The organism is Terrimonas sp., from assembly GCF_003075435.1.
In the GTDB taxonomy this organism is placed as follows: Bacteria; Bacteroidota; Bacteroidia; order Chitinophagales; family Chitinophagaceae; genus Agriterribacter.
The window spans coordinates 162,273-175,101 of sequence record NZ_QCZJ01000005.1 but is presented as its reverse complement, the minus strand read 5'-3'; the positions used below and the strand labels follow the sequence as shown (position 1 = coordinate 175,101).

Here is a 12,829-nt window from a genome sequence, read left to right as displayed (position 1 = left end):
TTATCAATTAACAGTTATGATTTTAGAAGGTAAGGCTTGCACCAAATACCAATTGTGTAGGAATTGTATATGCACTGTTCTGGTCTCCGGTACGTTCCGGCAGGTTGAGCTGCTTGTTGGTAATATACCCAAGGTTTTGACCAGTTACCGATAAAACCAATCCTGAAGCTTTTGCTCTTTTCAATAATGATACCGGCAATGCATAGCTCAGTGTTACCTCCCTGAAAGCAAGGTAACTTGAGTTTACCCAGAACATGCTGCTCGGCCGGTCGAAGTTTTTGGTATTGAGCTGATCTGCCCATGTATAACGCGGATATTTGGCATTTGGATTTTCAGGAGTCCATGTATCTTTCACCGCATCTGTCATATTAAATTCACCTTGTGCAGATGCCAGCGACCATCCCTGCATAAAGTCGCGCTGTATATATCCCAATGCAAAATCAACACGTGCAAACAATGTAAACCCTTTCCAGGTAGCTGTAGTGGAAAGTCCACCTGTCCAGCGTGGAAGCTGCCTTCCCAATGAAGTCATATCCCGGTAATCGATGGTATCGTTCTTATCAATATCTCTCCATTTCATATCACCTAATTGGGTAGGGATATAATTTAAGCCGGAGCTGTTCAGATTATGCTCGTCTATCAGTTGCTGGCTTGCTACGCGTTTACCTGCTGAAGCATAAGCCCATACCTGTCCTGCCGCAAGGTCAATCTTATTATATTCTTCAAGATCTTTTTGTGTTCTGATGATGCCATCGCTGATAAAGCCGAATACTTCACCATATTCCTGCCCTTCCTGCAAACCGCCAACCCATATTACTTTTCCTGTAGCAGGATCATAGATCTGCTGGCCGCCCTGGCGATTATTTTCATTACCATTATATGGAAGTTTGAGAATGATATTCTTATTCCATGATGCATTGGCGCTTACATCCCATGTTACTTCTTTATTACGGATAATTTTGTAAGACGCACTTAATTCCACACCACGGTTACGCATACTTCCATTGTTGGTACGGATAGAGGTGATACCTGAAGAGGTTGGTAATACAACGCTGGCAATTTTATCATCGGTTATACGATTATAAAATGCAACAGAGGCGTTAACACGGTTATCAAGAAAACCCATATCTGCACCCACTTCAGTGGTATTTGTTTTTTCCCATTTTAAATTAGGGTTGGCAATACCTGTTTGCAAAAACCCTATTGTGCCATTATAAGCGGTTTGAGCGCCATAAGAACCCTGCAATTCATATATACCTATACCGTTGTTGGTGCCAATACCAATATTACCGTTCTTACCCCAGCTTGCACGAAGCTTCAGGTAAGACAACCAATTGGCTGTTGAAGACATAAAGCTTTCTTTATGTACCATCCAGCCCATAGATACGGCAGGGAATGTACCAAACTGGTTATCACCTATCAGCCTTGAATAACCATCACGGCGAACAGTAAACGAAGCCAGATATTTATCCTTCCAGTCATAATTCAACCTTCCAAAGCCTGAAATAATACGCTCTGTTGCGTGATACGAATCTGTACCCCTTGTTTGTGTTGTTGCATTGTTTAGTGTAAGTGCAAGATCTTCAAAATCATCAGTCGGAGCCAGGCTGCCACTTGCAGCCACGCCTTTATTGGCAGCCTCATAATATTCAAAGCCTGCCATTGCCGCTATGGTATGATCTTTAGAAAAAGTAGTATTATAATTTAAGATAGCGTTATAGGTTTGACGTATAGTACGATCAAATGCTGCAGCGCTTGCCCTGTCCCTGTTCCATCCTGTATTAGGATTGGTAAGGCTCATGATCCCTGTGCGGAAGTCTTTATTAAAGCTTTCTGCAAAAGATTCATCATACATTAATATACCATTCACCCGCAGGTAAAGATCGTTGGTAAAATCTACCTGGAATGCCTGGTTCAGTGTAAATTTATCAGACTGGTTGCGGCGTATATACTTATCGATATTCAGCAATGGATTTCCATCGCTGGCATCACGCCCAAGTAATAATTCACCTTTGGCATTTGTGCCGCGCATGGTGGGTGGTGCGGATAGCATTCTTCCCCAGTAATTCGCTTCGCCATTCTGTAAAGACTGATCGCGCCAGTTAGCCCTTATATATTGAATGCCGCTTTCTGATTTCAGCCAGCTTTTTATTTTATAATCTCCATTGAGGGTGAAATTAAGACGACGGTAAAAAGTTTTAAGCGATAAACCATCCTCGTCATAATAACCAATATTCGCATAATACTTTCCCTTATCGTTTCCGCCAGTCATACCAATATTATAATCCTGCAATAAAGATTTTTTGTGTAATCCGTAACTGCCATAATTAAAATCTTTGTATATCAGATCGGCGTATGTTCCATTAGGATCATAGTTACCGGCAGCGTTGGTTGGTACCGCGTCTTTCATTGTCTTCCAGCCAGGTTCATTTAATAATTCCCTGTTCACATCATCCAAACGCATCACACTCCATATAGCCCTTGTATCATAATTACCATCAACAATATTCCCGTTTGCATCTTTATAAATGTTTCCGGTACCTCTTGGTCCTACGGCTGATAAAGCAGAATTAGTAGTAACGTTACCGAATGTACCATTAATGATGGCCTGCGCCACACCCATCCTTGACCATTTAATATAATCTTCCGCGCTCATGAAGTTATAGGGAAGATTAAGATAGTTGTAGCCGCGCTTTGCCTGAAAGTTGATAGAAGCGCTGCCGGCTTTACCTCTTTTGGAAGTGATCAGGATTACACCATTACTGGCTCTTGCACCATAGATGGCCGTTGCGGAAGCATCTTTCAATACTTCTATGCTTTGTATGTCTTCTGAATTGATATCACTGAGTGAACTCCGCACCTGGCCATCCATTATGATCAATGGGCTGCCAGATCCATCAAAGTTGGTACCGCCCCTTAATACAATATTGGGTAAAGAGCCTGGTCTGCCGGTAGTGGTAGATACTCTTAAGCCGGGAATGGTTCCCGCAAGCGCCTGTGCAGGGTTAGAGCGGACACCCGACTGTAATACTTTATTATCAAGTGTAGAAATAGAAGAGGTTACCTTGGAACGTTTGGCTGTACCATATCCCACTACTACTACTTCTCCCAGGCTGCCCGATGTTCTTTCCAGCGCAACATTCATTACAGCACTGTTGCCAACAGTAACTTCTTTGTTATTGTAACCAGCGGAAGAAAAGACGATCACGTCGCCTGTATTTACATTAATGCTGAAAGTTCCCGATTCATCGGTTTGTGTAATGGCTGTTTTTCCCTTAACTGCAATGGTTACACCAGGCATCGGCGCATTATCATCGGCTGATAATACCTTTCCGGTAATAACCCTTTCCTGCGATTTGCCAACCAGCGAAAAAAGCAACAGAGAAGATAAAAACCACACTCTCATAATAGCAGTATTCATTGTCTGATTTTTTTATTTTTTGTATTATGTATGACATAATAAAACTAGCAGTTAAATTTGTATTAGCAAAAATATTTTTGCAGATTGTGAGAAGAATTAAAACCTGTAATTATTTTTATTAATAAACAACTAATTAAACATTAAATAAAAATAACATATAAAATATTGGGCAAATGGTAAACGAAAATTTGAAAAAAGAACTTCTAACAGTAGATACCAGCTCGCTGGTTGATAAGGTGGTGGAGCGCCTTGTTAATTTACTGCAGCAAAAAAAACTCAAAGTCGGAGATAGCATTCCCAAGGAATTAGAGCTGACTGAAACACTTGGAGTAAGCCGCACCGTTATCCGCGAAGCGCTCACACGGTTAAAAATGATGGGATTAATAGCATCCAAAAAGAAAAAAGGTTCGGTAATAACCAGTCCCGATATTTTTGGCATTATGAGCAGGAGCATGAATCCGCATGTGCTGGACCAAAACACCTTAAGAGAAATATTTGAGATAAGGCTTGTGCTGGAAATCGGGATGGCTGATTTTCTTTTTCAGCGGATTACCAAAGAAGATATTAAAGAGCTCAGGGAAATTGTGAGCAATGAACCTCCTGTTGCGCAACATCATTTATTTAATATTGACCATGAAATAAAATTTCACGGAAAGCTGTACGAGATCACGGGCAATGAGGCATTAAAAAAGTTCCAGCGAATGCTGCTGCCGGTTTTTGATTATGTGCACAAGAGTAGCCATTTGCTTAAGGAACCTTATCCGTTTAAAACTTTTGTATCGCACAATCAACTGGTAGATATCCTGGAAAACGGTACACCGGAGGATTTTCGCAACGGTATGCGGGCGCACCTGGAAAATCATTTTGTGCGATTGTTTAGCTAAAATATTCAGCCAATTCCTGGCCTGACATAATGGGAAACAAAATCCCGGCAATATATCTTTATCATATCCCTTACCAGCCTGAACTGTTCAATCACGGCTTCTTCAGTGCCAACTGCTTTGGCAGGGTCAGGGAAATTATAATGTATCTTTTTTGCCCTAGCCGGGAGGTAAGGACATCTTTCTTTTGCATTATCGCATACCGTTATTACAAAATCAAAATCAATATTTTTGTATTCGTTTATACTATTGGATTGATGGGCCGATATATCAACACCATCTTCATTCATTACTGCTGTTGCTTTCGGATTAACTCCATGTGTTTCTACCCCGGCGCTATATATGTCGGCACTATCACCGGCAAATAAACGCAGATAGCCTTCAGCCATCTGGCTGCGGCAACTATTACCCGTACAAAGAACCAATATTTTCATTTCCTGCTTTTGAAGGTATTGTAATAAAAAACAACCTGTTCCCGCTTTTAATAAAAGGGTTGTTCACTACGGAATTAATTACAGCATTCGGGACCGCAACATGCCTTCTTCTCTTCCAATGGCTTTTCAGCATATACGGTAATACTGAATATACCCGCTTCGTTCGCTTTAAACTGCTCCAGTTCCCCGGCACTTAAAAAATTCTTTAAAATATCATCCGGCACTACAATCTTTTTCTCTTTCTGAATAGTAACATTTATAAACCCGTTAGACTGTATTAAATCAAGATAGGAATTTTTTTGAACCGCTCCGGCAACACAGCCGGCATACATTTCTGCAGCATTTTGTAAGGCTTCTGGCAATGTACCTGTTAATACAATATCTGAAATGCTGAAATGACCGCCCGGCTTTAAAACTCTGTACATGTCTTTTATTACAGCACCTTTATTGGGTACCAGGTTAAGCACACAGTTGCTAACCACTACGTCTATCGTAGCTGAAGATACAGGCATATGCTCTATATCTCCCTGCCTGAATTCAACATTGTTATACCCCAGCTTTTCAGCATTGTGTCTTGCTTTTTCAATCATGGCAGCAGTAAAATCTATACCGATCACCTTGCCCTCCTCCCCTGTTTCAGCGCGGGCTATAAAACAATCATTACCGGCACCACTACCCAGGTCTGCAACCGTATCGCCTTTCTTTATACGGGCAAATTGCGTGGGCAAACCGCATCCCAAACCCAGGTCTGCATCAGGTGTATACCCATCTAAACCAGTGTAGTCATCCGTCATAATGTTGTACACTTCGGTGCTGCAGCATGTGGAACCACAGCAGGAAGACGCATTGGACGTTTTATCCTGCAAAGCAATTTCGCTGTATTTCTGCTTTACTATTTCTTTTAACTCCTGTTCTGTTTGCATATAATAATAGTTAAATGTTTTATTGTAATATTACGATTAATAAACTCAAAAAAAATTATTTGCAGCAGGCAGCACCTTTCAAATCTACCTCTTTAAAAAAGCTGTTAAACAACTGCCGGTATTTGTTCCATATTGCCGGATTTATACAATAACATACACTTACGCCTTCAATTGTCCCCTGGATAATCCCTGCATTTTTTAATTCTTTAAGATGCTGTGAAGTGGTTGCCTGTGCAAGTCCTAACTCATCCACCAGGTCATTGCATACGCATGCATTCTTTTTTACCAGGTATTGCAGAATTGCCACCCGTGCAGGGTGCGCTATAGCCTTCGCCATCATAGCTATTTCATTCTGTCCTTTTGTAAATAGTATAGTTTTTGTAGCTCCCATATGCTGTTAATCAATCGCAATATTACGATACAATATTTATAACCCGTAAATTATTTTTAATTATTAGCTGTCGTGTAATAACAACAAAGTCTCTCCTCCGGGCAATTTGCGTTGGCAGGACTCCGCGGCAGTCGGAGAATCAAAGGTTATAATTAAAACGCTTACCACATAAGGAAGATATTGCAGAGACGATGAGCATGCCTCGCAGCATTCAGTGTATACACAAAAGATCAGGAGTTGAAAACTGCGGAGAACCAGGGATGCCTTCGCTGTTGAACATTGTTTTTGTACTGCTGTAAGATAACCCGGTAATCTCTTTTACGGCATTGCAATCCATGTCGGCGCGATACATTACAACAGGTCCATTTCCATTTTTCAGGATGCCAACCACACCTGTTTTTCCGATACCGGTAATTACTTCATACCCCAATGCTTTAAACCCGCCGGCCACAATTCCTGATGTTCGCTCTTCCATAAAGGCAAGCTCAGGGTGTTGGTGCAAATCTCTGAAGAGCTCAGCAAGCCTTACGGAATCAGCATCAGCCATTTGCTTTACCTGTTTAGCGGGTTGGGCCTGCGTATCAGTTACCGCCATTAGCAGAACTGAAAAAAATATCAATACAGTATTCTTCATCAGAAATATGTATCAGGTTTAAATTGTTAGTGCTATGAAAACTGTATATGTAATAGTTGCCGCACACTGTTACCTGCCCATTATCTTTTTCCGGTGCTCTGTTCCCCATGCAGACAGATGCTTTATTACAGATTGTAACTTTAACCCGTATTCCGTTAGCTCATAATATACCGTTACAGGCTGCGTATCAAACACTGTTCTTGTAATAAGCTTATTTATTTCCAGCTCTTTTAATTCTTTACTAAGCATTTTGTTTGATATTCCCTTTATATCATTTAAAATATCGGAGAATCTTCTTTTATTATGATAGCATAACACGCTTATGATAGATATCTTCCATTTTCCGCTCAATACATCCATCGCATCATGCACGGCCATAATATGTTTTTTACAATTATCAGCATTTTTAACGTCAGCCATAAGTTACTTTGTTTCCCCGAAGTTACTGTTACTTTTCGATACTAAGTAACTAAAATAAATTACTGTCCTGTAACTTTATATTTTAAACCAGGTAAAACTTTTATTATATGTCCTTATTAGAAGATTTGCAGTGGCGTTATGCCACAAAAAAAATGAACGGACAAACAGTTCCGCAGAAAAAACTGGAATATATTCTGGAAGCCGCGAGGTTTGCACCCTCGTCATCAGGCTTGCAGCCTTACAAAATTTTCGTGATCACCAATAAAAATCAGCTTAAACAAATAAGGGAATTTTCATTTAACCAAAGTCAGATTACTGATTGTTCTCATCTTTTGGTTTGGGCAGCATGGGACAGCTATTCTTCTGATAGGGTTAGTAATGTTTTATTAAGAACATCAAAAGAACGGGGCTTGCCTGACAGCAGTGCAGAAGCTTATAAAACCATGTTGCTTGACTTATATGAACCGCTCGGAAAAGAATGGCAGGAAAACCGGTGTGCAAAGCAGGCGTATATTTCCTTTGGACTGGCTATTGCCGCTGCTGCAGAACAAAAGGTTGACGCTACTCCCATGGAGGGATTTGATAATGCTAAAATGGATGAATTTCTTGGGTTGGAAGCCTTAGGTTTAAAAAGTGTTGTAATGCTGCCGCTTGGTTACAGGGATGAAAAGGAAGACTGGCTGGTAAACTTAAAAAAATGGAGAACGCCTAAAGAAGATTTTGCAACGACAATATCCTGACAACACATGAAGATCCTGGTAAACATATATTACTGCTTACATAAGAAATATGTTTACCGGGGTTAATCAGAAGATACCCTTTTGATTAATCCTGTCGGCTTTCCGGGCTGCACCCGGCATTTCACCACGTTGTCCTTTTTGTGGTAAAGCATTACCGGTTTCCCTGTCATACCAGTCTGATGTAAGCTTTTCCGGTTGTGTATCGCCTGTTTGCTGCTGCCATTGCTTTAATATTTTCCTGAGCCGGAATAATGGCTGTGTATATGTTTTATCATCTGCAAGGTTATGCAACTGCAGACTGTCTTTCCTGAGATCATACAATTCTTCAACCGGTCTTGGTTGCACAAATGCATCCTCCTGTAATAAGGTAAGCTTTCCTTTTGCGCGTGCAGCTTTCAATGAGTGCGCCGCCAGGCTTTGATTGGCATCAATAGGCCCTCCATTATCAAAGTTTGGCCTGCCATTAAAAATGTATAAATAATCTTTTGTGCGTACAGACCGTTCATAAGCTTCATAATCATGCCAGTTATGTTCACCAAATATATAATGGCGAAAATCCGAATTGTTGTTTGTAAGCAGCTTTGCAAAACTTGAGCCCTGTATACTTTCAGCAGGCTTTGCTCCTGCAAGCTGTAAAAATGTAGGAGCTATATCTATAGCACTTACAAGCGCGTTTACACTGCCAGCTTTATGTATGCCGGATGGCCAATAAAAAATGAACGGCGTTTTTAATCCCCTGTCATTAAGCCGGGTTTTGCTGCCGGGAAAAGGACGTGCATTATCCGCTATAAAAACAATGATAGTATTATCAGCTATACCTTCTTTTCGTAATGCTTCATGCAATTTACCCACATAATAATCCAGCCTTCCAATCTCGTTATAATAAGAAGCAATATCCCTTCTCGTTGAATCATCATCCATAAGTGTTTCCGGAATTTCTACCTCTGTTGCAGGATCATGCGTTATCCGAAACGTATCAGCAGACCATGTTCTGTGTGCATCAAAGGGAGAAAACCAGAAGAAGAAAGGTTTATTTGCAGGCCTGTTTTGTAAGATGTTTATCCATTGCGCTTCACCACCCAAACCATTTGCAGCTTCGCCTGCAATTACTGTGTCATAGGCCCGTGCCGTTTCTTTTCCTTCGTGCCACTTGCCGGCCAGTGCGGTATAATACCCTGCCTTTTTCAGCAGCTCCGGAAAATAAGTTAAATGCTTTGGCAGCGGCGTATGCAGCTCTGCCGCTCCTGTATTATGCGGATAACGACCTGTTAAAATACTGGTTCTGCTGGGGCTGCATGAGCTTGATGCAACAAACATATTATTAAACCTGAGCCCGTTGGCTGCAAGAAAATTAAGCGAAGGTGTTTTTACTTTACTGTTACCATAAGCACCAATGTCATCTATGCTGATATCATCACCAATAATAAAAATAATATTGGGCGAAGATGGCAACGGTTGTTGTGCAAAAATTTTTCCGCAAAAAAACAGTAAGAAATATAAAATCACTTTTTTCATGGCGATACTTTATAAAGTATATTCTAATTTTTTTTGTCTGTTGGAAGTAGATAATAAACAGAATCAAGTCCAAGGCGCTTCCTGTATTCAATTGAAGGAACAGGTGTCTTATCTCTTTCGTTATAATAAGGAGAGCTGTCCCAAATTATTTTTCCCCCGGTAGCTCTGGGATCTTTTGTGTCAAGTAAATATTTATCGAGCCTGCTCCTCAATGTTTTTTTCTGTTCTGTATATTGTACTTCCCCTGCAATATTATGCAACTGAAAAGGATCATTACTTAAATCATAAAGTTCCTCCTCTGGTCTTTTGGCAAAAGCCAGCTTATAATAAACACTGTCGTTTAAGGCCTTATTGGCCAAAACCTCTACTTTGGAAAGCGAAGGATAATGTAACATATGTGCATCCACATCTCCATATAATGGAGGATCTCCCGAAGGCCACCTGCCAGGCTCATAATTATGGATATACAAAAAATCATTTGTCCGTATGCCTCTCATCGGGTATCCCAAACCGTTATGCCGTACAAAAGCGTGTCTTTCCCTGCCCATGTATACAGCATCTCTTGTTTTATCTGTAATCCCTTCAGTTTGATCTGCTTTCAACAAAGACAACAGGCTTTTTGCCGTAACTGCAGCAGGAACGGTAATCCCGGCCAATTCAAGAAATGTTGGTGCAAGATCATTAAGATTAACAAAATCATCATACACTCTTGCCGGTATCCATTTGGAGTAGCTGATGATAAGCGGAACATGTGAGCCAAAATCATATAAATTACCTAATCCTCTCGGCATTTGCCATCCGTTATCGCTGCAAATTACAATCACAGTATTGTCATACAATCCTGCGCTTTTTAATGCTTCTATAATCCTGCCTACTTCCTGATCAAAAGTTTCAATAGCTGCATAATAGTCAGCTATATCATTACGCACTGAGTCTGTATTAGGCAAATAAGGCGGAACTTTTATGGAAGCAACAGGAATGCTGGAAGCTTTGCCTGAGCCCACAGGGTAAGGACGATGTGGCTCGCGGCTGCTGAACCAGAATGTCCACGGTTTATTTTTTTCAGCGCTGTTTAAGAATGCTGTAAAATCACTGAACTTATTTCCTGCAGGATTTCTGTTACGACCTTCCACAGAATCTTTACCGGGTCCCCATCCTTTACCACTAAAACCAACAGCATAACCGTTTTCTTCAAGCAGATCCGTATAAGTATTAAATTCATGGGGAAGAATACCCCAAAGATTCGCTCCTTCTTTTAATCTCCATATATCCTGTCCGGTAAGCAACCCTGCTCTTGAAGGTGTACAGGAAGGTGATGCACAAAACGCATTTGTGAAGCGAACACCTTTCAATGCTATTGCATCTATATTAGGTGTTCTCACAATTTCATCTCCATAAGCGCCAAGGTGCCTGAAGTATTGATTGTCTGACATCAGTAACAGGATGTTAGGCTGATCCTCCTTTTTTGAAGCATTACATTGTAACCCTGTTACTATAATTATAATCAATATAATTGCTGAGCCCCTAGTTTTCATTATTTTGATTTTTCTGAAAACGCAGCAATCCTTTTCAGCAGGTAGCGCGCTGCTTTTTTATCATACTCTGTTTTGTTTTTTGTGATTTGCTCAAGCTCACCTGCAACAGGTACCAATTCTTCCGGAGTGGCAGCCTGCAGTGCGATCAATGCCTGCAACCTGCTCATTACACTGCTGTCTTTTACTGCTTTGTAAAGATGTTGTAATGCATCCTGCTTATCGCCCAGGTGGTAAAGTGCTTCCGCTGCCACAGTTCCTATATATCGTTTTTCATCTTTCAGTAATTTTTGCAAAACAGGTTTTGCCGCCTGCGCGTCTTTTCCCAGTGCCAGCAAACCGGTTGCCGCCCAGTAACGGATCACCGGATCTTTAACAGCAGATTTTTTTATAAGATACGAAAGCTGCTTCTTATCATTTGATGAAGCAGCAACAGCTGTTTCCAGCACTTTGCTGATATCATAATTGCCTGATCGTGCATAATCATATAAAGTGGTAGTTGCAGTAATACGCTCTGCTTCAGGCTCAGGTATAAAGCCCACATCTTTTATCTCCACCAGCAACCGGAATGTTTCTTTCCTGAGTGTGTCCAGGATTTTTTCATATCCCGGCTTACCGGCAAGATTATGTATGTTATCAGGGTCAGCAATTACATCATACAATTCTTCTGCAGGTTTAGGATTGAAAAAGCGCGACTGCACTTCATTTAATGTTCCTTCGTTATAAGCCTTTTCCCAGGAGCGGATATTGGATGCCAGCCACAAAAATTCTATATGCTGACCATATTTGCGGTGAGGCATAAAATTTTTTACATAACGGTATTGCCTGTCGCGTACTGATCTTACCAGGTCAATACCTTCATCCATACGTCCCCTGAAATTAAATACAATATCTCTCTCCTTTGTAACAGCATATTTCCCAAGAAAAGCTTTTCCCTGCAGGTATGCAGGCGGTTGTATGCCTGCCAGGCTTAATACCGTAGGTGCAAAATCGGTAAAATCCACCAATTGTTTGGTACGGCTTCCGGCGGACAGGTTAGTATATTTTCTGAATTTCTCCGGTATGCGCACCACCAAAGGAATGTGCAATCCGGATTCAAAAATAAATCGCTTGCTTCTTCCCAGTACACCACCGTTATCACCATAATAAAAAATAATGGTATTATCAGCAAGCCCTGCTTCATCCAGCTCTTTCAGCAAAGTGCCCACCTCACTATCCATCTGCTGGATCTTATCGTAATACAATGCCCAGTCATGCTTCATTTCCCTGGTAGCAGGCAGGTATGGTGGAATATGAATTTTTTCAGGATCGTGTATCAATGGTTTTTCAGGTGGCAATTGAATACTATCCAAAGGTTTTTTGGTGAATTCAGCCGTCATCTGCCTTCTTACCTCATTACCAAAAATGGAGCTTTCGTGTGTGGTATTAATATTAAAAACAGCAAAGAAAGGTTGCCCGGCCCTGCGGTTCTTATAGGTAGCTTTATTACCCGATTCATCCCATGCCTCTGTTTGATCAACAGTGTTATAATCTTTCTTTGCGTTATTGCTGGTATAATACCCTGCTTCTCTTAAATACCTGGGAAAAAATTTTACAAATGCCGGCACAGGATATTCGCTCCTCATATTCTCTGTGCCTACAGCGGGTGGATACATACCTGTGATAAGCGTAGAACGCGAAGGCGCACATACCGGTGCGGTGCAATACGCATTTTCAAATAATATGCCCTGTTTTGCCAGTGCATCAATATTGGGCGTTGTCGCGTATACGTCACCGTAAGCGCCTATATACGTGGTATTATCTTCACTTACAATCCATAAAATATTAGGACGGTCACCCTGTTGTTGCGCTGTAACAAAAGCACTTATGAACATAGCGGCGATTACACAAGTAAAATTTTTGAATTTCCCTGGTACTGATAAAAGTTGCATAAAAGTC

At 41.0% G+C, this 12,829-nt stretch carries 11 protein-coding genes; 2 read left to right on the top strand and 9 right to left on the bottom strand.

The window, feature by feature from the left end; all coding sequences use genetic code 11:
* Positions 1 to 22 precede the first annotated feature (22 nt).
* Entirely contained in the window at positions 23 to 3,421 is a 3,399-nt protein-coding gene (locus tag DC498_RS07960) for a SusC/RagA family TonB-linked outer membrane protein (protein WP_116873621.1), read from the bottom strand.
* Positions 3,422 to 3,594: 173 nt separating this feature from the next.
* On the opposite strand from DC498_RS07960, the gene DC498_RS07955 reads away from it, so the two are divergent.
* A complete protein-coding gene (locus DC498_RS07955; RefSeq protein ID WP_116873620.1) occupies positions 3,595 to 4,305 on the top strand; it encodes a FadR/GntR family transcriptional regulator in 711 nt (236 codons plus the stop codon).
* A gap of 5 nt (positions 4,306 to 4,310) precedes the next feature.
* On the opposite strand, the gene DC498_RS07950 is transcribed toward DC498_RS07955, so the two are convergent.
* From DC498_RS07950 to DC498_RS07930, 5 genes are all read right to left on the bottom strand, one after another.
* Positions 4,311 to 4,736, bottom strand: a complete 426-nt coding sequence (locus DC498_RS07950; RefSeq protein WP_116873619.1) for an arsenate reductase ArsC — start codon at positions 4,734 to 4,736, stop codon at positions 4,311 to 4,313.
* A 74-nt stretch (positions 4,737 to 4,810) separates the two neighbouring features.
* Positions 4,811 to 5,659 (bottom strand): arsenite methyltransferase, encoded by an 849-nt coding sequence (locus tag DC498_RS07945; protein ID WP_116873618.1) that lies wholly within the window; start codon positions 5,657 to 5,659, stop codon positions 4,811 to 4,813.
* A 55-nt stretch (positions 5,660 to 5,714) separates the two neighbouring features.
* Entirely contained in the window at positions 5,715 to 6,050 is a 336-nt protein-coding gene (locus DC498_RS07940; protein WP_116873617.1) for an ArsR/SmtB family transcription factor, read from the bottom strand.
* A gap of 211 nt (positions 6,051 to 6,261) precedes the next feature.
* Positions 6,262 to 6,684, bottom strand: coding sequence for a hypothetical protein (locus DC498_RS26375; RefSeq protein WP_206197552.1), 423 nt, complete (start codon positions 6,682 to 6,684; stop codon positions 6,262 to 6,264).
* 69 nt (positions 6,685 to 6,753) lie between these two features.
* Complete coding sequence (locus tag DC498_RS07930) at positions 6,754 to 7,104, bottom strand: winged helix-turn-helix transcriptional regulator (protein ID WP_116873616.1); 351 nt, start codon at positions 7,102 to 7,104, stop codon at positions 6,754 to 6,756.
* A gap of 107 nt (positions 7,105 to 7,211) precedes the next feature.
* On the opposite strand from DC498_RS07930, the gene DC498_RS07925 reads away from it, so the two are divergent.
* Positions 7,212 to 7,844: an NAD(P)H-dependent oxidoreductase gene (locus DC498_RS07925; protein ID WP_116873615.1), complete on the top strand. Its 633-nt coding sequence runs from the start codon at positions 7,212 to 7,214 to the stop codon at positions 7,842 to 7,844.
* 66 nt (positions 7,845 to 7,910) lie between these two features.
* On the opposite strand, the gene DC498_RS07920 is transcribed toward DC498_RS07925, so the two are convergent.
* From DC498_RS07920 to DC498_RS07910, 3 genes are read right to left on the bottom strand one after another with little or no spacing between them, the layout of a single operon-like run.
* Positions 7,911 to 9,359 (bottom strand): sulfatase family protein, encoded by a 1,449-nt coding sequence (locus DC498_RS07920; RefSeq protein WP_116873614.1) that lies wholly within the window; start codon positions 9,357 to 9,359, stop codon positions 7,911 to 7,913.
* Positions 9,360 to 9,382: 23 nt separating this feature from the next.
* Positions 9,383 to 10,894, bottom strand: a complete 1,512-nt coding sequence (locus tag DC498_RS07915; RefSeq protein WP_116873613.1) for a sulfatase family protein — start codon at positions 10,892 to 10,894, stop codon at positions 9,383 to 9,385.
* Positions 10,894 to 12,822: a sulfatase-like hydrolase/transferase gene (locus tag DC498_RS07910; protein WP_206197551.1), complete on the bottom strand. Its 1,929-nt coding sequence runs from the start codon at positions 12,820 to 12,822 to the stop codon at positions 10,894 to 10,896. Before DC498_RS07910 ends, DC498_RS07915 begins: the two co-directional genes overlap by 1 nt.
* Positions 12,823 to 12,829 lie beyond the last annotated feature (7 nt).

Excerpts from the sequence above, each read along its gene's own strand:
- DC498_RS07910 (WP_206197551.1), bottom strand. The coding sequence starts at position 12,822 with ATGCAACTTTTATCAGTACCAGGGAAATTCAAAAATTTTACTTGTGTA.
- DC498_RS07955 (WP_116873620.1), top strand. The coding sequence starts at position 3,595 with ATGGTAAACGAAAATTTGAAAAAAGAACTTCTAACAGTAGATACCAGC.
- DC498_RS26375 (WP_206197552.1), bottom strand. The coding sequence starts at position 6,684 with ATGAAGAATACTGTATTGATATTTTTTTCAGTTCTGCTAATGGCGGTA.
- DC498_RS07915 (WP_116873613.1), bottom strand. The coding sequence starts at position 10,894 with ATGAAAACTAGGGGCTCAGCAATTATATTGATTATAATTATAGTAACA.
- DC498_RS07940 (WP_116873617.1), bottom strand. The coding sequence starts at position 6,050 with ATGGGAGCTACAAAAACTATACTATTTACAAAAGGACAGAATGAAATA.
- DC498_RS07920 (WP_116873614.1), bottom strand. The coding sequence starts at position 9,359 with ATGAAAAAAGTGATTTTATATTTCTTACTGTTTTTTTGCGGAAAAATT.
- DC498_RS07925 (WP_116873615.1), top strand. The coding sequence starts at position 7,212 with ATGTCCTTATTAGAAGATTTGCAGTGGCGTTATGCCACAAAAAAAATG.
- DC498_RS07930 (WP_116873616.1), bottom strand. The coding sequence starts at position 7,104 with ATGGCTGACGTTAAAAATGCTGATAATTGTAAAAAACATATTATGGCC.
- DC498_RS07950 (WP_116873619.1), bottom strand. The coding sequence starts at position 4,736 with ATGAAAATATTGGTTCTTTGTACGGGTAATAGTTGCCGCAGCCAGATG.
- DC498_RS07960 (WP_116873621.1), bottom strand. The coding sequence starts at position 3,421 with ATGAATACTGCTATTATGAGAGTGTGGTTTTTATCTTCTCTGTTGCTT.
- DC498_RS07945 (WP_116873618.1), bottom strand. The coding sequence starts at position 5,659 with ATGCAAACAGAACAGGAGTTAAAAGAAATAGTAAAGCAGAAATACAGC.